This is a genomic window from Rhizobium sp. CSW-27 (assembly GCF_018760785.1).
Classification (GTDB): domain Bacteria; phylum Pseudomonadota; class Alphaproteobacteria; order Rhizobiales; family Rhizobiaceae; genus Neorhizobium.
In genome coordinates this window covers 104,725-129,948 of the sequence record NZ_JAHHZO010000006.1, presented here as the reverse complement: position 1 = coordinate 129,948, position 25,224 = coordinate 104,725, and the positions used below count along the sequence as shown (strand labels likewise).

The window sequence follows — 25,224 nt, the reverse complement described above, 5'->3', positions numbered from 1 at the left end:
CTCATCTATCGGTCCATTTCAGATAGACGGTCGCCAGCGGCGGCAGGGTCAGCAGCACGGATTGCGGCTGGCCATGCGCGGTTTCCGGCTCGCTCCAGACCTCCAGGTTGCCGAGGTTGGAGCCGCCATAGACACCGGCATCCGTGTTCAGCACCACCTGCCAGCGGCCGGGTTGCGGCACGCCGACCCGGTAGCCCTCGCGTGGCACCGGCGTCAGGTGGCTGATCGCCAGAATGCAGGCGCGGCCGTCTTGCGCCTTGCGCAGCATGCCGAAGACGGAATTGGCGGCATCGTCACCGATCACCCACTCGAAACCCTCCGGGTGAAGATCGCCGTATTGCAGGGCGGGTTCGGCGGCATAAAGCCGGTTGAGGTCGGAAATCAGACGCTGAAGCCCGGCATGGTCGGGTCGGTCGAGCAGGTCCCAGTGCACGGAGCCATCGTGGTTCCATTCGCTCAACTGGCCGATCTCGCCGCCCATGAACATCAGCTTCTTGCCGGGATGGGCCCACATGAAACCGAAATAGGCGCGCAGGTTTGCCATCTTCTGCCAGTGATCGCCGGGCATCTTGCCGACCAGCGAGCCCTTGCCATGCACCACCTCGTCATGGCTGAGCGGCAGCATGAAGCGCTCGGAATACGCATAGACCATGCCGAAGGTCATCATGCCGTGGTGATACTGGCGAAAGAGCGGCTCCTTTTCCATGTAATGCAGCGTGTCGTGCATCCAGCCCATGTTCCACTTGAAATCGAAACCGAGGCCGCCCTCTTCGACAGGCTTGGTGACGCCCGGCCAGGCGGTCGATTCCTCGGCCACCGTGAAGGCATGCGGGCAGCGCTGATGGATGATGCTGTTCAGATGCTTGAAGAACTCGACGGATTCTAGGTTTTCCCGTCCGCCATATTGGTTCGGAATCCATTCGCCGGCATCGCGCGAATAATCCCGGTAGAGCATGGAGGCCACCGCATCGACACGCAGCGCATCGATATGGAAATGCTCCAGCCACTCCAGGGCGGAGGCGATCAGGAACCCCTTCACCTCGTTGCGGCCGAGATTGTAGATGAGCGTATTCCAGTCTCTGTGGAAACCTTCGCGCGGATCCTCGTGCTCGTAGAGCGCGGTGCCGTCGAAACGCGCCAGCCCCCAGACATCGGTCGGGAAATGCGCCGGAACCCAGTCGAGGATGACGCCGATGCCTGCCGCATGGCAGCGGTCGATGAAATAGGCGAAATCCTCCGGCGTGCCATACCGACCGGTCGGGGCAAACAGGCCGAGCGGCTGATAGCCCCAGGAGCCGCCGAACGGATGCTCCATGATCGGCAACAGTTCGATATGGGTGAAGCCGAGTTTTTCCGCATAGGGCACCAGACGCTGGCTGAGTTCCACCCAGTCGAGCGAACGGTTGTTCTCTTCGGCAATCCTCAGCCACGAGCCGAGATGCACTTCGTAAACGGATATCGGCCCTTCACCGGAGCGGAGTTCGGTGCTTCCGCGCATCCATTCGTCATCCGTCCAGCGGAAGGGCTGGCTGGAGGCGACGATGGAGGCGGTGGCCGGTGCCGCCTCGCTGGCGCGTGCCACCGGATCGGCCTTCTGCGGCAGGACGGTGCCGTTGCGGTCGACAATCTCGAACTTGTAGCGGTCGCCGGGCCCCAGCCGCGGCACGAAGAGCTCCCACACACCGGAGGCCTGGCGAAGCCGCATCGGGTGGCGGCGGCCGTCCCAGGCGTTGAAATCGCCGACGACGGAGACCCGCCTTGCATTCGGCGCCCAGACCGAAAAGCGCACGCCCGAGACGCCGTCGATCTCCATGGCGCGGGCACCGAGCGTGCGGCCGAGATCGTAATGCGTGCCCTGGCCGATCAGGTGCAGGTCGAGGTCACCGAGCAACAGGTCGAAGGAATAGGGGTCTTCCGTCTCCTGCACCGCGTCCGGCCACTGAATGCGCAGGCGATAACGGCTGCCGCTTTCGACCGCGGCGGCAAAGATGCCGCCGGGGTGGATCGCGTGCATTTTCGCATCCACATGGCCGGTGTCGCGGTTAAGGATCTCGACGCTCTCGGCACCGGGCAGGAAGGCGCGGATAATGCTTGCGCCCTGCACCGGATGCGGGCCGAGGATCGAGAACGGGTCGCCGTGACGGCCTTCGACCAGCGCATTCAGCGCCTCGCGGTCGAGGCCGGTCGTCAGTTCGGAGCGTTCGATGTTCATGCGGTCTTCTCCGTCAGCCGGTCCACGATGGCGGCAAAACCGCCAAGCGGGATGGGCAGCCATTTCGGGCGGTTTCTGGCCTCGTAGCCGATCTCGTACGCGGCTTTTTCGAGGAGGTAGAGGTCGAGCATGCGGCGGCGGCGCTCCGGATCGACGGCGAGCGCCTCCGACTGGTCGACGGCCGCGAGATATCCATTCAGGAATGCCTGTTCCGCCTGTTCGGTGAAGCGGCGGATCAGCGCCGTCCGATCCGGATTTTCCGTCTCCGTCACGGCCTCGTTTTCCAGATCCGCAGTGGCGGCGAGATAGCTCAGCGACCTTAGGAGACCCGCCACGTCGCGCAGCGGGATCGTCTTGGCGCGCCGTTCGGAGAGGTCGCGGGCGGGTTCGCCCTCGAAGTCGATGATATAGGCATCGGCTTCCGCCACGAGGATCTGGCCAAGGTGGAAATCGCCATGGTTGCGGATCATCATTGCACCCTCGGCGGCCTTGGCAAGCTCTGCGGCAAGGCCCAGCAACTCGTCGCGACGGGCGAGAAGCGGCTTTGCCATGGCGGCGGTTTCTGCATCGAACTCTCCGTTGTCGTCCTCAAGGATCGAGAGCGCTTTCTCGATCTGGCCGACGGCACTCAGCCGCCACAGTTCGACATTCTCGGCCTGTGCCGGCAGCGGGCGAAAATCCTCGTCGTCAGTGGCGATGGCCAATGCCGCATGCAGTTCGCCGAGCCGTGTGCCGATCGTGCCGGCCATGGTGACGAGCGGGCGCAGCATGTCGTCGATCGCCTCGTCTTCCGGCTGCGTCAGGCCGATGTCGTCGAGGACACGGCGCAGGTTGGTGAGCAACCAGTTCCAGGCGTCGCCCTGGTTGCGGATGGCGCCCTGTACGAGGATCAGCGTGAAGCGCGAGCCGTCCGGTGCGATGCGGGCTACTTCGCCGAGCAGCGGTGCGGTGTTCTTGTAACCCACCTTCGTCAGGTAGCGCGTCATCTCGACTTCTGGATGGATGCCCGGGAAGATGTGACGGATGAGCTTCACCATCGCGAGGTCACCGATGATCAGCGAGCTGTTCGACTGTTCGGCAGAAAGCCAGCGGACTTCCATCTCGTCGCTCAACGTCATGCAGTCCAGATTTTCGCTGCCGAGGAATTCGAGCGTTCCGGCCCGGCCGGAAATCACCGAGCGCTCGCAGAGCCCACGGATCACGCCGCGTGCCAAAGCCTCGACCGCAAAACCATCCGTCAGAAAGCCGACCCTGCGGCCCTGGCGGATGCGGGCCAGCGCCAGCTGCTGGGCCAGCGCCGAGGGCTGCTGCTCGTCCCAGGCTGGCGTGAGTGGCAGAAGATAGGTTTCGGTGTGGCCTTCCAGCTCGGCTTCCAGTTCGCCGAGCATGATGTTGTGGGTAAAACCCATCGGCGTTGCCGCGACCAGCTTGGCGCTCTTCAGTTTCTCGCCCTTGGACCCGAACCAGCGGCGCTTGCCGAGATAGGCGGGCAGAATCTCGCGTGACAGCGTGGCGGAAAGCCGCGGCTCGTCCACCAGTTCCGTCAGGTCGCGGCGAAAGACCAGCGTCGTGAGATCCGGAAGTTGTTCAGGCGGCTCGGTGCGCCAGGTCGGGCCATCTGCTTCGGCCACCAGCTGGAACCAGTAGAAAGAGAAGGGCGGCAGCGTCAGCAGATAGGTCAGCTGGCCGATCGGCGGGAAGGGCGACATGCCGGTGAGTTCGATCGGCACACGGCCCTGGAATTCCGACAGGTCCAGTTCGACCGCCTGCGGCAGGCGAGAGAGGTTCGCCACGCACAGGATCGTCTCGCCGTCATACTCCCGCAGATAGGCGAGAATCTTGCGGTTGCCGGGCGTCAGGAAGCGCAACGAGCCGCGGCCGAAGGCGGGGTGGCGACCACGCAGCGCCAGCATGCGGCGCGTCCAGTTGAGCAGCGAATGCGTATCGACGCTCTGCGCTTCGACATTCAGCGCCTCATAACCATAGAGCGGGTCCATGACCGGCGGCAGAACGAGACGGGCCGGATCGGCGCGCGAAAAACCGCCATTGCGGTCGGGCGACCACTGCATTGGCGTGCGCACGCCGTCGCGGTCGCCGAGATAGATATTGTCGCCCATGCCGATCTCGTCGCCGTAATAGAGAACAGGCGTGCCGGGCATGGAGAGCAAAAGGCCGTTCATCAGTTCGACGCGGCGGCGGTCGCGCTCCATCAGCGGCGCTAAGCGCCGGCGGATGCCGAGATTGATGCGCGCCCGCTGGTCGGACGCGTAGATGCTCCAGAGATAGTCGCGCTCCTCGTCCGTCACCATTTCCAGCGTCAGTTCGTCATGGTTGCGCAGGAAGATCGCCCACTGGCAGTTTTCCGGGATCTCCGGCGTCTGGCGCATGATGTCGGTGATCGGAAAGCGGTCCTCCTTGGCGATCGCCATGTACATGCGCGGCATCAGCGGGAAGTGGAAGGCCATGTTGCATTCATCGCCGTCACCAAAATATTCGCTGGTATCCTCCGGCCACTGGTTGGCTTCGGCCAGAAGCACCTTGCCCGGGTGGGTGGCGTCCAGCGCTGCGCGGATCTTCTTCAGGATGTCATGCGTCTCGGGCAGGTTTTCGTTAATCGTGCCTTCGCGCTCGACGAGATAGGGGATCGCGTCGAGGCGGAAACCGTCGATGCCGGTCTCCAGCCAGAAGCGCATGACGCTCAGGAGTTCGTCCAGCACCTGCGGATTGTCGAAGTTGAGATCCGGCTGGTGGGAGTAGAAGCGGTGCCAGTAATAGGCGCCGGCCACCGGATCCCAGGTCCAGTTGGATTTCTCCGTATCGAGAAAGATGATCCGGGTTTCCGGAAACTTCTGGTCCGTGTCCGACCACACGTAAAAGTCCCGCTCGGGCGATCCAGGTGGTGAGTTTCGGGCCCGCTGGAACCAGGGGTGCTGGTCGGAGGTGTGGTTGATGACGAGCTCAATGATGACGCGGATGCCCCGGGCATGCGCTGCATCCACGAAGGCGCGGAACTCCTCCATCGTGCCGTAGTCCGGGGAGACATTGCCGTAATCGGCAATATCGTAGCCGTCATCGCGGCGCGGCGAGGGAAAGAAGGGCAGCAGCCAGATCGCGGTCGCGCCGAGCGAGGCGATATGGTCGATCTTTTCCGTCAGCCCGGCAAAGTCGCCGATCCCGTCGCCATTGGCGTCAAAGAAGGATTTGACGTGCAGCTGATAGATGATCGAATCCTTGTACCAGAGCAGGTTCTGGTCCGTCTGCTGCGTCTGTGCGCCTTGCATCATGTCCATTCTCGTCTTCTCCCGTTACCGCACGCGCCAGATGGAAAAGGGCATCTGCGGCTGAAGCCTCAGCCTCTGCCATTTGCCCGTCGCCACGAATGTCTGGCCCGTGACGAGGTCTTCCAGGTTAAGCGCGCCATGGTCCGGGAGGTTCCATGACCAGAGCGGTATCTCGACATCGGCCTCCTGGCTGGCGTGCGGATCGAGGCTCACCCCGACGAGCAGAACGTTCTCGCGGCCCGGGCTCGCCTTCTCGTAGAACATGATGTTGTCGTTCCAGGCGATCAGCTGCCTCAAGCCGAGATGCGAGTGCAAAGCCGGGTTTTCGCGGCGGATGCGGTTGAGCAGAGCAATCTCTGCCTTGATGTTGCCCGGACGGTCGTAATCCCAGGCGCGGATCTCGTATTTCTCCGAATCCGCGTATTCCTTGCGCTTGGCATCCGGCCGGCCTTCGCAGAGTTCGAAACCGTTGTAGACGCCCCAGAGGCCGGAGAGCGTGGCGGCAAGCGCCGCACGGATCAGATAGGCCGAGCGCGGCGCGTTCTGCAAAAAGTCCGGGTTGATGTCGTGCGTGTTGACGAAGAAGTGCGGCCGGAAGAAATCCTTCGGCGCCTCCGTGGTGATCTCGCGCATATAGGTTTCCAGCTCCCACTTCGTGTTGCGCCAGGTGAAGTAGGTGTAGGACTGCGAGAAACCGACTTTGGCGAGGCGGTACATGACCTTCGGCCGGGTGAAGGCTTCCGAGAGGAAAACCACCTCCGGATGGCGGTTGCGGATATCGGCGATCAGCCATTCCCAGAAGGGCAGGGGTTTTGTGTGGGGATTGTCGACCCGGAAGAGTTTGACGCCGTTGTCGACCCATTTCTGCACCACGTCGCGCAGTTCTACCCAGAGCGAGGGCACTGCGTCCCTGGCGTAGAAATCGACATTGACGATGTCCTCGTATTTCTTCGGCGGGTTTTCGGCATATCGCACGGTGCCGTCTGGCCGCCAGTCGAACCAGCCGGGATGCTCCTTCAGCCAGGGATGATCGGGCGAGGCCTGGATGGCGAGGTCGAGCGCGATCTCCAGCCCGTGCTCTTTGGCGGCGTCCACCAGCCGGCGGAAATCCTCGAAAGTTCCAAGTTCGGGATGTATCGCGTCATGGCCGCCCTCCTCCGAGCCGATGCCATAGGGGCTGCCCGGATCGTTTGGCCCCGCCGTCAGGGAATTGTTGCGGCCCTTGCGGTTGGTCTTGCCGATCGGGTGGATCGGCGGGAAGTAGAGAACGTCGAAACCCATCTCGCGGATGGCGGGAAGTCGCTTGATGACGTCATCGAAGGTGCCGTGGCGGTTCGGGTCGCCGCTCTGCGAGCGCGGAAAGATCTGGTACCAGCTGGCGAAAGCTGCCTCCCGCCGCTCGGCATCGAGCGGGATGGCTTTGGAGCGCACCCGATGCGGGCGCCGGTCTGCCTTTGCCATCAAGGCATAGGTCTCAGGCGACAACAGAAGGGCGATACGCTCCGCCTCCGGCGCCTGCTCCAGCCGGGTCAGAAGATCCCGCAGCGCCGCTGCCGTATCTCCCGCATCCCCGTCGAGCGTCGCGCGGATCAGGTTCAATCCCTCCTGAAGCTCCAGCGTCAGGTCGAGACGTGCCTCGTGTTTCTTGGAAAGCTCGTAGCGGAAGATCTGGAAGGGATTGCGCCAGGTCTCCACGGCGAACTCGTAGCGGCCCATGCGGCGCGGGGTGAAGTCCGCCCGCCAGCGATCGTTTTCGACCAGGCGCATCGGGACCTCGGTCCAGTGCGCCTCGTCGGCGGCGCGGAAGACGAGGGCGGCGGAAATCGGGTCGTGCCCGTCGCCAAAGAGATCCGCCTCCACGGTCACCGTCTCGCCGACGATCCTTTTTACCGGAAAACGACCGTCATCCACCGAAGGCGTGATCGCCTCAATGGCAAGGCGGGGGGAGGCGGCGGCCTCCATCACATCCTGCGCCGGAACCGCGTCGCGGATTGCCGGCGAGGCACTGCCTTCCAGAAGGCGAAGTTCTCCCGGCTGAAGGCGAAGCGCGGACGGAATGGCGTCGGCCTCGGGCTGATCGATGGGCTTCAGCGGCAGGAATGCGGAGGCCGCTTCGCGCAGCGCATTCAGCGGTGCCGGGGCTGTGCGGCGCAGGTCGCGGTTGACGACGACGAGGCGCACGCCACCGGCCGTCCGCGTATCCTCGCTATCGGCCTGCAACAGGGCAAGCGCCGGGCTCTGCGTGCTGGAAATGAGGCGCAGCGGCTTCTGGGCAAAACGGTCGTCGGACCGGTCGAGCCGCTCATTGGTGGCGCGGATGTCCGCCGAAAGGTCATAGGTCTGCCGCTCGGCCAGCCCTCTCAGCCCTCCGCCGTCGCCGAAGATGGGGTCGAGCGGCGACGTCGCTCCATATTCAAAACCCATCGGTACCATCAGGCCCTGGCCGAGCGTTGCGGCGAGCTGCAGCGCCTGGTGTGCCCGCCGCAGGCGGATTTCGGTGCTCTCCATGCCATGCGCCAAACGCCGCGCGAAGGGCGCTTCGGGAAAGGCGATCTGCCAGGCAAAACGGCGTTGGATCTCGTATTCCTCGATGAACCAGCGGCTTTCCAGGTCCCACCAGGCGAGCGAGGAAAAACAGCCGTCGAAGCCGAGACCGGGCAGGGTGCGGCGCAGCTCGAAACTGGTGCCGGGCGTCCAGGCGAGGAAGGCGGTCGAGGGATCGGCGGCGCGGCCCGCCTCGATCAGCCGGCGCCAGGTGTCCTGCGGCACGCGGTCGAGGCCGAGGCAGCGGAAGCCGGATATCCCGGCACGTACCATGGTCTCGATGCGGCTGCACCAGGCGTCGAGATGCTGCGCCAGCGCATCGTCGTCCAGCGCAAGCTTTCGGCTTCCCGCCTCGTCGGGAGGCTGGCGGGGATCGGCAAGCACCGGCTCGGCCTGGCTCCCGGCGAGCGCCTGTCTGTCGACCACCAGATCGACCATCAGCGAGAGGCCGTGCGTCCCGGCAAGTGCGGCCAGCCGCTGCAGTCCGGTATCGAGATCCTCGCCGAAACCGAGCAGCGGATCGAGACGGTCTGGATCGCGGGCGACAAAGACGCTGGCGCCCTCGCTTCGCGCGGTCGGGGGCGCGCACAGAACCGTGTCGAAGCCCAGATTCCGTGCGTGGCGGAAGGCGGCGGCCCAGGCTTGCTCCCCCCGCAGCAGCAGGGGATGGAGATAATAGAGCCGCGGGCCGGCAGCAGCGCGAGGTCGGAAGGGCACGTCGGCCTGTGCGAGGGTCATGGTTTCGCCTGATCCTTAAAGATTCCCGGAATGTCTCCGGGCTCTAACGCGATCGGGCGGGGCTTGTTCCTGTGCCCCTCAGTGCAGGCGCGCCTCCTCCACCGCCGCCATGAAGCGGGTGCGGGCATCCGCTGCCGCCTGTCGCCCGTCGAGCGCGGCAAGGCAGGCGAGATGGGCTTCGGCGAAGCACATGCCCTTGATCCTCGGCCAGCGTCGCTCCATGTAGGCGAGCGCTTCCAGCGCGTCCCCGACACTGTCGCGGCCGATGCGAACCGGCGGATTCCATGGTGTGCGTTCCATCCTGTCTTTCCTCCCTGTGCGCATGCACGCTGCATGCGCGGGCCTAACTGCGCCAGCGCCGGTCAGTTCCGCCGGCCCTGGTCGAAGGGGCAGGAAAGTTCGGTGCGTCAGGCGCTCAGTTTGGAGCCAAGACCACCGGTTGCGGCATGGGTGCGCACGCAGTTGCGCCGCTCCTTGGCCGCATAAAGCGCCGCATCGGCGTTCTCGACGAGGCTATGGATGTCCCGCGCGCTGCCCGGCTGCCAGTCGGCAATGCCGATGCTCACCGTCACATAGCCCCAGGGGATGTTGCGGTCATGCATGGAGCGCCTGCTGGCCACCCGCTTGCGGATCTTCTCCGCAATCAGCACGGCAGCCTCCTGATCGATCGCGTCGATCAGCACCGCGAATTCCTCCCCGCCGTAGCGGGCGGCGAAGTCTGTTCTGCGGATGGAGCGGGCGATGGCCGAGGCCACCTCCTTCAGGCAGGTATCGCCGGCGGCGTGGCCGTAGCTGTCATTGTAGAGCTTGAAGCGGTCCACATCGATCATCAGCATGGTAAGCGGCTGGCCACTCTCCCGTGCGGCACGCCGTCTCTCCTGCAGCTGCGCATCGAAGGCGCGGCGATTGGAAAGACCGGTCAGGCCGTCGGTATGCGCCAGCGCATCCAGTTCCTCCGTATGCAGCTTCTGCTGCGTGATGTCGCGGGTGATCGCCACCAGGCCGGTGCCGCGTCCGCGGTTGTCATCCAGCCGGCTGATGGCGGTCTCCAGCCAGCGCTCCCGTCCGTCGGGGCAGATGTAGCGGATCACGGAGCGGTGGGTTTCGGCCCGGTGGCGCAGGTTTGCCAGTGCCGCAAGGCCGCGTTCCCGCTCCTCGGGCGGCAGAGTGTCCAGCACATTGGTGCCGATCAGGCGCTCGGGCGGCAGGCCAAGGATCTGGAGGGACGCAGGCGACACATATTCGCGCACCCCCTCGAGGCTCAGCTTCTCGATCAGGTCGGCAGAGGCTTCGGCCAGAAGCCGGAACTCTTCCTCCATCCGTTTCAGCTGGCGCAGGCTTTCCATGTGCAGGCCCACCTGGCGCCACCAGCGAAGCGTGACCAGCAGGCCGACGCCGATCAGCAGGGCGCCGACGAAAAGCCGCAGCTTGGAATCGGCGAACCAGCGGGCGCTGATCGCCTCGTCGGTCGCTGCCGTGACGACGGTGATGGCCGGATGATCGAAATACCGCACGGCGGTGTGGCGCGACAGGCCGTCCGCCTCCCAGACCGACTGCACCACGCCGCCCGGCGCGGCCCTGGCAAGCGGCGCGATCACCTCGGCCCAGGGCAGTTCGAACTGGCCGGACACCGGCGTGGAGGAGAACAGGGCGAGCAGCCGGCCGTCATTGAGGGCGACCGCACCCAGCCCGCCAGGCAGCCATGCCAGCCTCTGAAACAGGGTGGAAAAGGCATCCACCCGCATTTCGGCGGCCAGTACGCCGATAAAGCGCTGATCGGGCCCTTCCAGGCGAAGGCTGACCGGAATCACCCGCTCGCCGCTGACCGGACTCATCATCGGTGCGCCAAGCAGGGCTTCGGTGGAAGGATCGTCGCGGTGGTAACGGAAATAGGGCAGGTCGGCCGCATCGATCGAGGTCGCCCCGTCATTCATCCGGCTGGCCGTGCCCTTGCCCTCGCGATCGACATAGATCAGCCGTGCGATGTGGCGGGCATGGTCCGCCGTGTCGTCCATGTGTTCCGCAAGCCGCATCTGCACGCCGCCTGCATCATCCTGCCGCAACAATCCCGCCCGTGCCACCGCCAGCGTCAGCTCGGCCACCTCGATCATGTCGGCGGCGTGCTGCCCGAGCGACAGCGACGACTGGTGAAGGGCTTGGCGGATTTGTGCGAGGTTGGCGCGCCGTGCCGATTCCTCCAGCCAGATACCGAACAGCACAAGGCCGGCAAGGCCGCCAAGCAGGGCGGCAAGGGTTCCAAAAGGCCGTGTATCGGTGCGGCGCATCAGATTTCGTCTCGGAGGGGCAGGGGGCATCTCACCGAAACCTAACGGCGATAAGTTAGAAACTGCTGAATCGACTGCGACGGCAAGGCCCGCTTCGCCCGGCTCTGCCGCCGTAACCGGTCGTGTCACACGCAGGTGACGGCAGAAGGGTAAAAGCGGCGTAAATTTTCCGATGAAAACTCTTTGGAAACCTCCCCTCACCATGATGCGGCGCATCAGGATGGGACAGATATGGCAAAAGCATCGACAGCCCGCCGTCGAAAGGGCGGCAAGACGAAGTCCGTCATCAGCATGCGGCTGTGGCTGGCGGCGCTTTGCGTCGTCACCGGTGCCATCGTGCTGCATGACAACCGGCCGGTACGCGATTGGATGGCCGGCTACTTTCCCGACACGGTGAAGACGGCTTCGCCCGGGCATTCCGCACCCGCCACGGCCGGTCGCGCTGTGTCGGGCGGTGCGGGCGCGCAAACGGCACTGCCACCCCATCCGCAACTGCGTCCGCCGCTGCCGGTCGGCACGGTGCAGACGGCCTCGCTTCCGGCGGAGGAAAGCCTGCTCGGAAAGGCCTATTCCGGAACCTTCTATTTCTGCGGCACGTCCGGTCTCGACAACTGCGTCGCGGCGGGCGACGTGTTCTGGTTCCGCAAGCAGGCTGTGCGCCTGGCGGATATCCGCGCCCCCCGCACCGAAGGGGCCGCTTGCGAGGCGGAGCGGCAGCGCGGCTTTGCTGCCAAGGTGCGGCTGCGCGATCTGCTCAATCAGGGACAGTTCGAACTGGTGGACTGGCCGAATGCGGCGAGCGATTCCGGCGGCCGCAAATGGCGCGTCGTGCTGCGCAACGGCCAGTCGATCGGTCAGCAGCTGGTGCGCGAGGGGCTGGCCCACGGCGTGGCTGAGGCAGCCAAGCCCTGGTGCTGAGGTCGCCTTCGCCTGCTTGGCCTGTCCCAGCCCGGGATTGGATTCACCTTCTTTGGATTGCGTTTAGAATTTGGGAACCACTTCAGGCGATTGTTCGACATGTTGAGTCGATTCGATGCGTGCGTATGAGGAGATATTATGGCGCTTGCACATTTTCCCGCCGACCGGCGCAGGGCAGACATCAAGCGCTGTGCGGAGGCACTTCTCACGCTGCAGGGCGAGGAAGCCAACCGCTTCTGGCGCGACGAGATGAAGACCCTTGCCGCCACCCTTGCCCGCCAGGGCGCCTCGCCGCTCGATATCTCGCATCAGGCCGCATTGTTCATGAATGCGGTGCAGTTGGAACTGCAGCACCTGTTTGCCGAAGACGAGGAACAGGCGCTCGACATCCGCGCCTGATACGACCGTGTGCGTTTGATCGCGACCATGGGCGCCCGCTTCGGGCGCCTTTTTCATGCCGTGGCCATGGCCCGGTCGAGGGCGGGGCGTGCCCGACGAAAGGTTACGCTGAAGGCTGGCATCCGAGGCGGAGGTGGCAGCCTTTGCCCGCTCTGTCTGACCTATGGGGCTGTCCTGTAGGGGGTGTCGAGATAGGGACTTATACGGAGAATGCGCAGTGGTCGCGCAGGCACAAGATATCGGCTTCAGCCCTGTTGGCCATCAGCGGAATTTGTTGTCTTTTCAATCAAGTAAATTTGGTGGGTGATGTAGGGCTCGAACCTACGACCCGCTGATTAAGAGTCAGCTGCTCTACCAACTGAGCTAATCACCCATCCCCTTCAGCGCTTCGTTTCCGGCCGCGCCGTTGGTGTGAGGGGGCGTATAAAGGGGAAGTTTCGGCTTGTCCAGCGCCCTTTTCAAAAAATCTTCGCAGGTATCGGACAAAAATGTGCGGTGCACACCGGAAAGCCCGGAAAACCGGGGATTTCCGGTGCAGGAAAAAAATCGCATGCATGGCACACTGTCCCGCATCTAGGTTAGGACACCAGTGCATCACGGATATGACAGGAGGAATCGGCAGGATGGCGATCGAGGATGACATTTCGCGGGTGGCGGAACAGGAAAGGGTGCTGCGGTTCGACGGGTTCGATCTGGCACGGGCCTGGTCGCTTGGTGCCCGTGTGCGGCAGTTTTCGCAGGAGCGCGGTCATGTGCTGGCGATCGATATCCGCATCAACGGGATGCAGGCCTTTTATGCAGCCATGCCGGAGGCCAGGCCGGATTTCGAACACTGGATCTACCGCAAGCGCAACACGGTCCAGCGCTTCCTGCGCTCCAGCTATGCCATCGGGCTGGAATTGAAGGCGGCGCAGACGACGCTGGAAGAGAAATGGGGCCTGCCCACGGCGGAGTATGCCGCCCATGGCGGCGCCTTCCCCATCCGGGTCAACGGGGTCGGCTGCATCGGCGTGATCACGGTGTCCGGCCTGCCGCAGCGGGAGGATCACAATCTGGTCGTGGAAGCGCTTGCTGCCGAACTCGGCCTCGACCACGCCTCGCTTCGGCTGGCGTAAGGGGGCGTGCGGCATTCCGAAGGTACGCATGAAAAAACCGGGCTTTGTCAGCCCGGTCGATTTTCGTGAGGATGCCTGTCGTCGGGTCTGTCATCGCCTGATCATGCGGGCGATGGCAATCAGAATGCAGGCGCCGATGAAGCCTGCGATGAGATAGCCCAGCCAGCCGCCCAGCGCGATGCCGAAAACGCCCAGGAGGGCGTTGGCGATGATGGCGCCGACGATGCCGAGCAGGATGTTCATCAACACGCCCATGTTGCTCTTCATGAACTGTTCGGCCAGCCAGCCGGCAATGCCGCCGATGATGATGGCCGCGATCCAGCCGATACCTGCGTTTTCCATGAGCTTACCCTCCTGCGATGATGTTGCGTTCCTTGTTCCGCAGCCTCAACGCGGGGAGGGCGGCAATGTTCCAGCCCGTCCGGGCGGCCATAGTTCCGCCCATCGTTGCGGATGAAAGGATACAGACGCCGAATCGTCTGTCCGGCCGCTTTTCTTTCCGGCCTGTTGAATTTAAGGACAGGTGCTGGCCCGCATGAGGTTTCCCCGCTGATGAGATCTGCCTTCACTCCATTGTCCGGCGTCCTGCGCCTGGTTCTGGTCTTCCTGTCGCTTCTGTCGGTTGCCGCGCAGGCGCAGGACCAGCAGCCCGCTGTGGCACCGCCCGCCACCGCCGCTGCCACCTCTGCTGCCGCTGCCGGCCAGGAGGCCGGGTCCGCCGGCAATCCGGATTCCCGCACTGCCGCCATGCAGGCGGCGGTCGCCCGTGCGCGTGCCCAGCTTGCAGCGCTCAGCGAGGAGAAGTCGCGGGGGGACGAGGACGATTTCCAGCTGGCGGAACTGAAATCCAAGGCCGATGACCTTGCCGCCCAGCTGGCCCAGCATCTTTCGGACATGCGCGACCGGCTGGGGCAGATCCAGTCGCGGATCACCGAGATCGGCGATCCGCCGCATGACGGCCAGCCTGCGGAAGCGCCTGCCGTGACCATCGAGCGCAGCCGTCTGCTCGCCGAGCGCAACGAGCTCAACATCGTCACCAGCGACGCCAACCAGATCGCGGCGGCGACCGGCAAGCTGTCGGCCAGCATCACGGAGCTGCGCCGCCGGCTGTTTGCCGAGCAATTGCTGAAGCACACGGACCTTTCGCCGGATGTCTTCGTGGAGGCTGGCGAAGCCTTCCTCGACGAGATCTCGGCCTTTCACGACGCGATGTCCAGCTGGCTCGGCTTCGCCTGGAAGTTCAAGAAGCTGCAGCTTCTGTCGGCGGTCCTTCTGTCGGTCGGCGCGGCGCTGGTGTTCCTCGTCGGCGGGTACCGGCTGTTCGGCCGGATGGTCAGCCGGGATCTCAAGGTCGACCGGCCGAGCTACATCACCCGGCTCTCCTTCGCCTTCTGGTCCCTGATGGTGCAGACGGCGTCGCTGACGGCGTTCTTTGCCTCGAGTTTCCTGTTCCTCGTCAGCTTCAATGTCCTGCGCCAGGATGTGGCGCCGATCATCTCGGCCTTCTTCGGCTTCCTGTGGCTGACTTTCTTCGTGGCCCGCCTCAGCGCGCTGATCTTTGCGCCCGATTATCCGAACTGGCGTCTGGCGCGTGTCACCAATCGCGGCGCGCGACAGCTCTACTGGCTGATCATCGCCATGTCGGTGATCAACGGACTGGACTATCTTCTGGGGCAGATCGGCGAGTCGCTCAACTCCCCGGTGGTCCTGACCATCGTCAAGAGCCTGACCGCTTCGGTGCTGATCGGGCTGATCCTCGTCGCCATGTCCTTCCTGAAGCCGCTGGTGCCTGCGGACAAGGATAGCGATGGCGAGGGCCAGCCTTTCCCGCGCGGTATTCCGGCTCTTTTGCGCACCGCCGGGCTTGCTCTCATCCTGTGCGTTCTCAGCGGTTATCTCGGTCTCGCCCGTTTTGCCGCCACGCAGATCGTGTTGACCGGTGCCGTGCTGGTCACGATGTATATCGGCATCCTGTCCGGCCGCGCGGTGGGCAAGCAGGGCGGCTTTGCCAGAACCGCTTTCGGGCGATATCTCGCCGAGCGTTTCAAGCTGGGCGAGGTTGCCCTCGATCAGATCGGTCTCGGTGCCGGGCTCGGCATCAACGGTATCGCGCTGGTGTTCGGCGTGCCGCTGATCCTGCTGACCTGGGGCTTCCAGATCCAGGATATCCAGGCCGCCGCCTTCCGTCTGTTCACCCGCATCACGATCGGCAATATCTCCATCTCGCTGGTCGGCATCTTGGGCGGCGTGCTGCTGTTCTTCATCGGCTATGCCGCGACACGCTGGGCCCAGGGCTGGATCGACCGCAACGTCATGGCCCGCAGCCATGTGGATGCCGGCGTGCGCAATTCGGTCAAGACCGGCATCGGCTATCTCGGCATCGGTCTTGCGGTGGTCATCGGCGTCTCGGCGGCCGGCATCGATCTGTCCAGCCTGGCGCTGGTTGCCTCGGCGCTTTCGGTCGGTATCGGTTTCGGCCTGCAGAACATCGTGTCGAACTTCGTGTCCGGCCTGATCCTGCTGGTGGAACGGCCGTTCAAGGTGGGGGATTTCATCGTCACCGGCAGCACGGAAGGCATCGTCAAGCGCATCTCCGTGCGCGCAACCGAAATCGAGACCTTCCGCAAGCAGTCGATCATCGTGCCGAATTCCGAACTGATCAACGCTTCGGTCGGCAACTGGACGCACCGCAACCGCGTGCAGCGTTCGGAAATTCCGGTCGGCGTCGCCTATGATTCCGATCCGCAGCGCGTGATCGACATTCTGATGGAAACGGCGCTGTCCATGGAAACCGTCCTGCGCAATCCGGAGCCGCATGTGGACTTCCTCGGCTTCGGCGCCTCCTCGCTGGATTTCGAGTTGCGCTTCTACCTTTCAGACATCAGCGATGGCATCGCCACCCGCAACAAGGTGCGCATCGAGATCCTGCGCCGGTTCCGCGAGGAGGGGATCGAGATTCCCTATCCGCATCAGGACGTGAAGATCCTCGGGACCGTCCGGACCCGGCCGGCGGACGAGGAGACGGCGCCCGCGCCCCTGTCGCAGCCGGACAAGGGCGGCGCCGAACCAGCGCCCGGCCCGGCGCCGGGCTGAACGTCCCAAGCCCTTGCAGTTTTGTCGGTTGTCAAATTCGGTCTCGTCGCGGCAAGCTGTGCGCATGTCGTAAACAGGCGTTTGGCCAAACCCGCGGAACTGCATAGTCCGCTCGAAAAGCTATGCATGGGTGCCGGCCAGCCGCGCCCGTTTCGTCCAGAGGGGATTTTGCTTCATGAAGACACAGGCACGGGCGGTGGTGATCGGTGGCGGGGTGGTCGGTGTCTCGACCCTCTATCACCTGGCGAAGAAGGGCTGGAGCGATGTCGTCCTCATCGAGCGCAAGGAACTGACCTCCGGTTCCACCTGGCACGCGGCCGGCCTGCTGCCGCTGTTCAACCTCTCCTATTCGGTCGGCCAGCTGCACAAGTATTCGGTCCGCTTCTATGAGGAACTGCAGGAAGAGACCGGCATGAATGTCGGCTTCTCCAAGGTCTCCAATATCCGTCTCGCCCGCACCAAGGACCGCTGGGACGAATATATGTACTATGCCGGCATCGCCGAAACGATCGGCGTGAAGGTCAATATCCTCACGCCGGAGCAAGTGAAGGAGATCTGGCCGCTCTGTGAAACCGATGGGCTGCTCGGCGCGATCCAGCACCCGGACGATGGCTATATCCAGCCGGCGGACCTTACCCAGGCACTGGCCAAGGGCGCGCGCGACCGCGGGGCCACCATCTATCGCAACACGACCGTGACCGGCATCGAGCAGCTTGCCGACGGCCAGTGGAAGGTAACGACCGACAAGGGCGAGATCACCGCCGAGCACATCATCTCCTGCACCGGTTCCTTTGCCCGCAAGACCGGCGAGATGGTCGGCATCAACATTCCGGTCATTCCGGTCGAGCACCAGTATATCGTCACCGAACCGCATCCGGCGATCCAGGAACGTCGCCGCCAAGGCCTGCCGGAAATGGGCGTGCTGCGCGAATCGGATTCCGCCTGGTACATGCGCGAGGAAGCGGGCGGCCTGATCCTTGGTCCCTATGAAGTCGGCGCGCCGGTCTGTTATGTCGACGGTCCCTCGGACGAGAGCGAATACGAGCTCTTCCAGGAAGACCTCGACCGCCTGATGCCGCATATCGAAACGGCGATCGCCCGTGTGCCGGCCTTCGGCGAAGTGGGCATCAAGAAGGTCTATAACGGCGCGATTGCCTATACGCCGGACGGCAATCCGATCGTCGGTCCGGCACCGGGGCTCAGGAATTTCTGGCTGAACGAAGGTCATTCCTTCGGCATCACCGCAGCCGGCGGTGCCGGCTGGCAGCTCGCCGAATGGATCGTCGACGGCGAACCGACCGTCGACCTCATGGGCGTCGATCCGCGTCGTTTCGGCCCCTATGCGACGGAAGGCTATCTCATCGCCAAGAACGAGGAGGCCTATGCCAACGTCTTCACCATGCATTATCCGGACGAGGAACGGGCTGCCGCGCGTCCGCTGAAGACGACGCCGATCTATGATCGCCTGAAGAAGCTTGGCGGCGTGTTTGGCTCGCTTTATGGCTGGGAGCGCGCCAACTGGTATGCACCGGAAGGCTATGAACTGCCGGAAAGCGAGAAGGGGGTCGGCGCCGACGTCATTACCAACCACAATTACGCGGCGCCGCTGGATGATGGCCGCGTGGTGGAAAAGTGGTCTTTCCGCCGCTCCAACTATTTCGAGCATGTCGGCAACGAGGTGAAGAACGTCCACGAGAATGTCGGCGTGCTCGACATGTCGCCCTTTGCCAAGATGGAAGTCACCGGCCCCGGTGCGCGCGACTGGCTGGAAAGCATTTTTGCCAATGTGATCCCGAAAAAGCGCGGCCGCATCGCGCTCTGCCACGTGCCGACGCCGGCCGGCGGCGTGAAGGCGGAATTCACCGTCTATGAATGGGCGCCCGGCCGCTTCTACCTGGTCTCTGCCGGCGGTCTGGAAGCGCATGACCACGACCTGCTCTGGCGTCTTGCGCCGAAGGACGGGTCCGTCACGCTGCAGCCGATCACCCAGAAATATGGCGTGCTGGTTCTCGCCGGGCCGAAGTCGCGTGCGGTCTTGAAGAAGCTCACCCGCACCAGCCTCGAAAACAAGGACTTTCCGTGGCTGACGGGCAAGCAGATCTCCGTTGGCGTCGCAATCGCCCACGCCCTGCGCGTCAATTTCATCGGCGAGCTGGGCTGGGAACTGCATCACCCGATCGAGATGCAGGCCTATATCTTCGACAGGCTGATGGAAGCCGGTGCCGAATTCGGCATCAAGCCCTTCGGCATCCGGGCCATGGTCTCGATGGCGGTGGAGAAATCCTATCGCAACATGGGCCGTGAGCTCTCCATCGAATACAACGCCTTCGAATCCGGTCTCGACCGCTTCATCCGCCCGGAAAAGAGCTTTATCGGCCGCGATGCGATGCTCGCAGCCCGGGAACAGGGGCTGCGCTGGAACTTCGTCACACTGGTGGTCGAGGGCAACACTGATGTGGATGCGCGCGGCTCCGAGGCGATCTATGACGAAACGGGCGCGCTCGCCGGTCGCGTCACGAGCGGCGGCTACGGCTGGCGCATCGGCAAGTCGGTGGCGCTCGCCATGGTCAAGCCCGCTCATGCGGTGGAAGGAACGCGCCTGAAGGTACGCATCCTCGGTTCGCTCTATGATGCGACGGTGGTTGCGGAAAGCCCGTTCGATCCCGACAATGCTGTGATCCGCGCCTGAGCGAAATCTCGCAAGGGTCTACAATACTTGATTGACCATGATTGCAAGGCGGCCTTCCGGGGCCGCCTTTTTGGCTTGATTTCGCCCGTTGCGCCTGCAGCGCTTAAGGGTTCGGCAAGCGGGGGATGCCTATTGTCAAGCCATCGCGAATATAAAGAAGGCGGGCCATGACATACTTGGGTTTATCGGGAATGCAATACTCGGGCGAACAATTTCCGGATGCCCGCATCATCGTGGCCGAAGATTCGAACGTCTTCACCTCCATGATCCGCCAGCGCCTCAAGGAAATCTTCGGCATCGAGGTCGAGATCTGCCGGACCCACGAGGATCTGATGATGGCCAATGAGCTGTCGGAGGAGCCGGTCACGCTGGCGATCTCCAACATCAACCTTCCCGGCGCCGAGAACGGCGAGGCCCTCGAATATCTGCTCGACCTGAACATCCCGACCATTGTCTTCACCGGCACCTTCCAGGAACAGACCCGCGAAAAGCTGCTGGCCAAGGACATTGTCGACTACATCCTGAAGGACAGTATCTTTGCCGTTGAAATGCTGGTGGAATCCGTCTGCCGCTTCCTCACCAACCATCGCCACCATGTGCTGATCGTCGATGACAGCCCGACGGCGCGGGCACTTCTCTCCACCCGCCTGAAGCGCTACAATTTCCGTGTCAGCGTGGCGGAAAGCGGCGCCAAGGCGATCGATCTCCTCAAGAAGAATGCCGATATCGGCCTTGTGGTGACCGATTACAACATGCCCGATATCGACGGCTTCGAGCTCACGCGGCGCATCCGCTCGGTGCGCGGCTCGCACGAGTTGCGGGTGATCGGCGTGTCCTCCTCCACCGACCGGCTTCTCTCGGCGCGATTCCTGAAGGCCGGCGGCAATGATTTCATGCTGCGCCCCTTCATCGACGAGGAATTCTACTGCCGCGTCAACCAGAACCTCGACACGCTGGTGCAGATCAAGTCCATGCAGGCGCAGCGCAGCGCGCGCGTCGCTTGAGCCAAGGGTAAGGCAAGGCATAGAGACAGAGGGATCTCCCCGCGATCCGCCGCGCGCCGGAAGGCCGCGGCGGATTTGCGTTGACGGGTTCGGTGGATCAGACCACGACGCCGGTGCGCGAGGTGTTCAGCGTCAGCTTGCGTTCGGCGCGCTCCTGTTGCGGAGAGCGGTTATAGACCTCGCGATAACACTTGGAAAAATGCGAGGCGGAAACGAAGCCGCAGGCGACCGCAACCTCCACCACCGGCATGGAGGATTGCACCAGCAGATGGCGGGCGCGGTCCAGCCTGATTTCCAGGTAGTAGCGGGCCGGCGAACGGCCCATTTCCTGGCGGAACAGGCGCTCGATCTGCCGGCGCGACAGGCCGACATCATCGGCGATCTCGATCAGCGACATGGGCTCGGCGAGATTGCTTTCCATCAGCTCGATGATCTGCAGCACCTTGCCGTTCTGCACGCCGAGGCGCGCCCTGAGCGGCAGCCGCTGGCGGTCATGCGGGTTGCGCACGCGGTCTGTCAACTGCTGCTCGCAGACCCGGTTCACCAGCGTCTCGCCAAAATCCTGGCCGATCAGGTTCAGCATCATGTCGAGCGAGGCGGTGCCGCCGGCGCAGGTATAGAGGTTGCTGTCCACCTCGTAGAGATCGGCATAGACTTCCGCCTGCGGGAAGGCTTCGGAAAAGCCCGGCAGGTTTTCCCAATGGATCGCGCAGCGCTTGCCGTTCAGCAGACCGGCCTGGGCAAGCACATGCGCGCCCGTACAGAGGCTGCCGACGGCAACACCGCGATTATAGGTCTCGCGCAGGAAGGCGTTCACCGACTTGTTGTTGAACTCCTCCACATAGATGCCGGAACAGATCAGCACCATGTTCGGCCGGTGCTCTCCGCCGAGATGCCGGCGTTCGTCTGCCAGAGAGGTGTTGACGTCGATGGCGATGCCGCTTGACGAGTAGACCTTCTGGCCGTCGACGGAGGCGATGCGCCAGTCGTAGGCAGGATAGCCCAGCATGCGGTTGGCAATACGCAGGGTTTCCACGGCAGCGGAAAAGGGCAGCATGGTAAAGTGCGGAATGAGAAAGAAGACGAGCGTTCGTTTTTTCGGCTGGGGCTTGTTCATCGCGAGGGCTCCGTGGCGGCCTGCTATTCCTCGCGTGAAATTATAGCCCCTTAGTGTTCCTGATGCGACATCAAGATCGGTATTCGCGTCGCGAATGTAAAACTTCCGGTGGTCGATCCGACATTTTTGCGACTGCCTTGAAGTCGTGCCCGCAGAAGGTTCAAATGGCTAAAGTTTGGGCCGCGCTCCATCAGGGGCGCATAAAACAGAAACCCCGCATCCAGCCTGGTGCAGATGCGGGGTCAAGGCCATGTCGCAATCGGGCATGTCAGCTGCGCTCCGCCTTGTCGCTGCCGCCTGCCGGCCAGCCGATGTCCTTGCGCAGGTCGTAGGGCAGGGCTTCCAGCATCCTTGCGGTCTGCCGCCGCCGATGGGCGATCCGCTGCGCTGCAATCCACCGGCTGGCGGCGGAAAGGACGTCCGACAGGCTCTGGCGAAGCGGTCCGGGCGTCTGCCGATGGCTGATCCGGGTGCCGGGCCAGCGGCTGCTCCGCCGGACCGGCCGGTGATCGATGATGATCGTCATGGGTCGTTTCCTTCTGGTGTCGAGGCAAGAGACACAGGCGGTTCTTCCGCCTGCGCCAGACAGTCATGCGCGCCCTTTAATCTTCAATCAAACGAATGGATTTTATGGCTGCCATGACATTTCGTGGTGTTTTCACATCCACGCTGGCAAGATGCAGGGCGATTGACGATCAATCAAACGAAATGATATGGTGCTTATGTTCAGCTAATTTGAAAGATGAGCCGATGAACATGCCTTTCCGTCAGTCCCTGCCGCTGCTTGACAACGACGTGCTGCGCACCTTCGTGGCGATTGCCGATACCGGCAATTTCTCGACGGCGGCCGAAGCCGTTCTGCGTACCCCGTCCGCGGTCTCCATGCAGATCAAGAAGCTGGAGGAACAGCTCAGGACCACGCTGTTCCTGCGCGATGCGCGTTCGGTGACGCTGACGCCGCATGGGGAAATGCTGCTCTCCTATGCGCGCCGCATGATTGCGCTGTCCAACGAGGCGGTGTCGCGTTTCGTCATGCCGGAACTGTCCGGCATCGTGCGGCTGGGTGCTGCGGATGACATTGCCGAACGTCTGCTGCCGAGCATTCTCAAGGATTTCGCCGGAAAGTTTCCGGGCATCATGGTCGATGTGACGGTGGACATGAGCATGCGGCTTCGTCGCCGCATCGAGGAGCAGCGGCTGGATCTTGCGCTGATCAATTATTCGACGCGTCCGCATGCGGCGGCCGGCGAACTGGTCTATCAGGACAAGCTGGTCTGGGCCGGCGCCCGCTGCGGCACGGCGCATTTGCGCGATCCGCTGCCGATCTCGATCTGGGAGGATGGCTGCATCTGGCGGCAGGTGGCAATTGCCGGGCTGGAAAACATGAAGCGGCCCTATCGCGTCGCCTATCTCAGTGCCAATACCATGGCGCAGCGCGCCGCCGTCGTCTCCGATCTGGCGATCGCACCTTTCCCGCGCTCCTACATCACCGAGGACATGACGATCCTCGGCGTCAAGGAGGGGCTGCCGGACCTGATGAATTTCGACGTGCGGCTGCTATCCTCGGGCGAACTGTCGGTACCTGCCAAGGCGGTGGCGCAGAGCATCCGCGAGGCCTATGGCGAAATGGAGCGGGCGGCCGCCTGAGATCGGCCTTCCACCTGCCGCGCCGTGGTGCTTGCGGCTCTTCGCCGGTCAGTCCCGGCTGCGGCGCCGCCGGCGGCCACTGGCTTCGCCTTCGCCGCTGCCTGCCTTGCGCTCCGGCAGACGTACCGCCGCTGCCAGATGCGGGAAGGCATCCACCTTGTTGGGCAGCGCCATGGCGTGCACGAAATGCTGCTGGAAGCTCGGCTCCAGCGCGGTCTCGATCTTTTCGATACGGCTGACCAGCGCCTCGATCTCGCGGCGGTGATCGCGGTTCAGCAGGCACATGCGTGCCCCCGTTCCTGCGGCATTGCCGACCGCCTTGACCCGCGCCAGGTCGCAATCCGGAATGAGGCCTAGCACCATGGCATAGGTGGGATCGATGAAGGTCCCGAAGGCGCCGGCGAGACCGATCCGGTCAACCGAGGTGACGCCCTGCCGGTCCATCAGCAGCTTGACGCCCGCATAAAGCGCGGCCTTGGCCAGCTGGATGGCGCGCACGTCGTTCTGCGTCACCGTGATCCGTGGTTCGCCGTCGAGGAGCAGGTAGGAAAAGGTGCGCCCGTTCGCGAGAATCCGCGGGCTTCGCTCGGCAAGCGTCCCGTCGATCACGCCGTCCTCCGAGAGGATGCCGGCCAGATAGAGTTCCGCCACCACCTCTATGATGCCGGAACCGCAGATGCCGGTCACCTTGATCGTCTCCGCCGCCTCGGCAAAGCCCGGCTCGTCCGACCAGGGCTCGATGCCGATCACCCGGAAGCGCGGCTCCAGCGTGACGGGATCGATGCGCACCCGCTCGATCGCGCCTGGGGCAGCGCGCTGGCCGCCGGAAATCTCCGCACCCTCGAAAGCCGGACCGGTGGGGGAGGAGGCGGCGACGATGCGGCCCGCATGGCCGAGCACGATTTCGGCATTGGTGCCGATGTCGACGAGCAGCATCATCTCGTCCTGCCGGTGCGGCCCCTCCGCCAGCGTCGCCGCGGCGGCATCCGCCCCCACATGGCCGGCGATGCAGGGCAGGAGATAGCTGCGGGTGCCTTCGTTCATCGCGAGGTCCAGTTCGGCCGCCCGTGCCTGCAGCGCGCCCGAGACGGCAAGCGCGAACGGCGCGCCGCCCAGTTCCGTCGGATCGATGCCGAGGAAGAGATGGTGCATGATCGGATTGCCGACGAAGACGCTGTCGAGAATGTCGCTGCGGGCAATGCCGCCTTCGGCGCAGACGCGCTCGATCAGTCCGTTCAGCGCCTCGCGCACGGCGCTTGTCATTGCGGCGCGACCGTCAGGGTTCATCATCACGTAGGAGACGCGGCTCATCAGGTCTTCGCCGAAGCGGATCTGCGGATTCGGCGTGCCGGCCGACGCGATGGTGCGGCCCGACAGCAGCGAGGAGAGATGCATGGCAATCGTCGTGGAGCCGATATCGCAGGCAATGCCATAGGCCTCGTTCTTCAGGCCGGGATAGAGCGCGATGAGGTGAGGACGATCCTCCGACGGGTCCTGATGAATGGCCGCCGTTACCTTCCACGCACCTTTGCGCAGAATGGATTGCACCTGCGAAAGCAGGTGGGTGTCCACCGCCAGGTTGCCGAAATGCCAGTCGCGGGAAAGGGCCGCCTTCAGCCGGTCAAGATCGCCGAGCGGCTTTTCCATGTCCGGCTCCTCCACCTCCACATAGCACATGCGGATGGCGGGGTTGCGCAGGATGACGCGATCGTCGGCGCTCTTGCGCACCAGTTGCGCATTCACCACCGTATCCTGCGGCACGTCGATCACCAGATCGCCGAGAATGGTGGCGGAACAGGAGAGGCGCCGTCCCTCCGGAAGGCCGCGCACCTCGTCATAGCGCACCTCGCGGGCGCCGGGCGGCGAGAGATGGTCAAGCGATGAGGTGATCTGGTGCTTGGCAAACTGGCCCTCCTGCACCGAGATCTGGCAGCGCCCGCAGGTGGCGCGTCCGCCGCAGACGCTTTCCACATAGACGCCAAGCTGGCGTGCGGCTTCCAGTACCGATGTTCCCACGGCAAAGCGACCCCGTCTGCCGGAGGGCATGAACAGCACAAGCGGATCGGTTTCGGCCATGTCTGTCGCCTGCCTTCTTCTGGTGCGCCGTGCCTTGCGGACGTTCTTTGTCGCGGACGTCATGTCTGGGAGCGTCCCGTATCGGCCCCGCCGCGGCTTGGCGCCA

At 63.8% G+C, this 25,224-nt stretch carries 17 protein-coding genes and 1 tRNA gene; 7 read left to right on the top strand and 11 right to left on the bottom strand.

Annotated elements, in window-relative coordinates; genetic code table 11:
* Position 1 precedes the first annotated feature (1 nt).
* From glgB to KLP42_RS13605, 5 genes are all read right to left on the bottom strand, one after another.
* Positions 2 to 2,212 (bottom strand): 1,4-alpha-glucan branching protein GlgB, encoded by a 2,211-nt coding sequence (glgB, locus tag KLP42_RS13625; RefSeq protein WP_215567289.1) that lies wholly within the window; start codon positions 2,210 to 2,212, stop codon positions 2 to 4.
* On the bottom strand, positions 2,209 to 5,493 hold the full coding sequence (treS, locus tag KLP42_RS13620; RefSeq protein WP_215567458.1) for a maltose alpha-D-glucosyltransferase: 3,285 nt from the start codon (positions 5,491 to 5,493) through the stop codon (positions 2,209 to 2,211). Before treS ends, glgB begins: the two co-directional genes overlap by 4 nt.
* 24 nt (positions 5,494 to 5,517) lie before the next feature.
* Complete coding sequence (locus KLP42_RS13615; RefSeq protein WP_215567288.1) at positions 5,518 to 8,775, bottom strand: maltotransferase domain-containing protein; 3,258 nt, start codon at positions 8,773 to 8,775, stop codon at positions 5,518 to 5,520.
* A gap of 78 nt (positions 8,776 to 8,853) precedes the next feature.
* Positions 8,854 to 9,075, bottom strand: coding sequence for a DUF982 domain-containing protein (locus KLP42_RS13610; RefSeq protein WP_215567287.1), 222 nt, complete (start codon positions 9,073 to 9,075; stop codon positions 8,854 to 8,856).
* A 107-nt stretch (positions 9,076 to 9,182) separates the two neighbouring features.
* Positions 9,183 to 11,060: a diguanylate cyclase domain-containing protein gene (locus tag KLP42_RS13605; RefSeq protein ID WP_215567286.1), complete on the bottom strand. Its 1,878-nt coding sequence runs from the start codon at positions 11,058 to 11,060 to the stop codon at positions 9,183 to 9,185.
* A gap of 231 nt (positions 11,061 to 11,291) precedes the next feature.
* Here KLP42_RS13605 and KLP42_RS13600 point away from each other — a divergent pair, with 231 nt between their 5' ends.
* Both KLP42_RS13600 and KLP42_RS13595 read left to right on the top strand, forming a co-directional pair.
* Positions 11,292 to 11,978: a thermonuclease family protein gene (locus KLP42_RS13600; RefSeq protein WP_215567285.1), complete on the top strand. Its 687-nt coding sequence runs from the start codon at positions 11,292 to 11,294 to the stop codon at positions 11,976 to 11,978.
* Between the two features lie 138 nt (positions 11,979 to 12,116).
* A complete protein-coding gene (locus KLP42_RS13595) occupies positions 12,117 to 12,377 on the top strand; it encodes a DUF6074 family protein (RefSeq protein ID WP_215567284.1) in 261 nt (86 codons plus the stop codon).
* Positions 12,378 to 12,674: 297 nt separating this feature from the next.
* On the opposite strand, the gene KLP42_RS13590 is transcribed toward KLP42_RS13595, so the two are convergent.
* Both KLP42_RS13590 and KLP42_RS13585 read right to left on the bottom strand, forming a co-directional pair.
* A tRNA-Lys gene (locus KLP42_RS13590) sits at positions 12,675 to 12,750 on the bottom strand.
* Positions 12,741 to 12,929, bottom strand: coding sequence for a hypothetical protein (locus tag KLP42_RS13585; RefSeq protein WP_215567283.1), 189 nt, complete (start codon positions 12,927 to 12,929; stop codon positions 12,741 to 12,743). Before KLP42_RS13585 ends, KLP42_RS13590 begins: the two co-directional genes overlap by 10 nt.
* 71 nt (positions 12,930 to 13,000) lie before the next feature.
* Between KLP42_RS13585 and KLP42_RS13580 the strand changes: the two genes are divergently transcribed.
* On the top strand, positions 13,001 to 13,492 hold the full coding sequence (locus KLP42_RS13580) for a heme-degrading domain-containing protein (RefSeq protein WP_215567282.1): 492 nt from the start codon (positions 13,001 to 13,003) through the stop codon (positions 13,490 to 13,492).
* A gap of 90 nt (positions 13,493 to 13,582) precedes the next feature.
* Here the strand turns inward: KLP42_RS13580 and KLP42_RS13575 are convergent, their stop codons facing one another.
* A complete protein-coding gene (locus KLP42_RS13575) occupies positions 13,583 to 13,834 on the bottom strand; it encodes a GlsB/YeaQ/YmgE family stress response membrane protein (RefSeq protein WP_215567281.1) in 252 nt (83 codons plus the stop codon).
* 210 nt (positions 13,835 to 14,044) lie between these two features.
* On the opposite strand from KLP42_RS13575, the gene KLP42_RS13570 reads away from it, so the two are divergent.
* From KLP42_RS13570 to KLP42_RS13560, 3 genes are all read left to right on the top strand, one after another.
* The gene (locus tag KLP42_RS13570; protein WP_252192977.1) at positions 14,045 to 16,585 is read left to right on the top strand and encodes a mechanosensitive ion channel family protein; all 2,541 of its coding nucleotides are present in this window, start codon (positions 14,045 to 14,047) and stop codon (positions 16,583 to 16,585) included.
* Between the two features lie 175 nt (positions 16,586 to 16,760).
* The gene (locus KLP42_RS13565; RefSeq protein ID WP_215567279.1) at positions 16,761 to 19,274 is read left to right on the top strand and encodes a GcvT family protein; all 2,514 of its coding nucleotides are present in this window, start codon (positions 16,761 to 16,763) and stop codon (positions 19,272 to 19,274) included.
* A gap of 167 nt (positions 19,275 to 19,441) precedes the next feature.
* Positions 19,442 to 20,278, top strand: coding sequence for a response regulator (locus tag KLP42_RS13560; RefSeq protein WP_215567278.1), 837 nt, complete (start codon positions 19,442 to 19,444; stop codon positions 20,276 to 20,278).
* A gap of 97 nt (positions 20,279 to 20,375) precedes the next feature.
* On the opposite strand, the gene KLP42_RS13555 is transcribed toward KLP42_RS13560, so the two are convergent.
* Together KLP42_RS13555 and KLP42_RS13550 are read right to left on the bottom strand one after the other, a co-directional pair.
* Positions 20,376 to 21,395: a GlxA family transcriptional regulator gene (locus tag KLP42_RS13555; RefSeq protein ID WP_143124670.1), complete on the bottom strand. Its 1,020-nt coding sequence runs from the start codon at positions 21,393 to 21,395 to the stop codon at positions 20,376 to 20,378.
* Between the two features lie 268 nt (positions 21,396 to 21,663).
* Positions 21,664 to 21,921 (bottom strand): hypothetical protein, encoded by a 258-nt coding sequence (locus tag KLP42_RS13550; RefSeq protein WP_215567277.1) that lies wholly within the window; start codon positions 21,919 to 21,921, stop codon positions 21,664 to 21,666.
* A gap of 182 nt (positions 21,922 to 22,103) precedes the next feature.
* On the opposite strand from KLP42_RS13550, the gene KLP42_RS13545 reads away from it, so the two are divergent.
* Positions 22,104 to 23,042, top strand: coding sequence for a LysR family transcriptional regulator (locus KLP42_RS13545; RefSeq protein WP_502941300.1), 939 nt, complete (start codon positions 22,104 to 22,106; stop codon positions 23,040 to 23,042).
* A 48-nt stretch (positions 23,043 to 23,090) separates the two neighbouring features.
* On the opposite strand, the gene KLP42_RS13540 is transcribed toward KLP42_RS13545, so the two are convergent.
* Positions 23,091 to 25,118: an ASKHA domain-containing protein gene (locus KLP42_RS13540; RefSeq protein WP_215567275.1), complete on the bottom strand. Its 2,028-nt coding sequence runs from the start codon at positions 25,116 to 25,118 to the stop codon at positions 23,091 to 23,093.
* Positions 25,119 to 25,224: the final 106 nt, after the last annotated feature.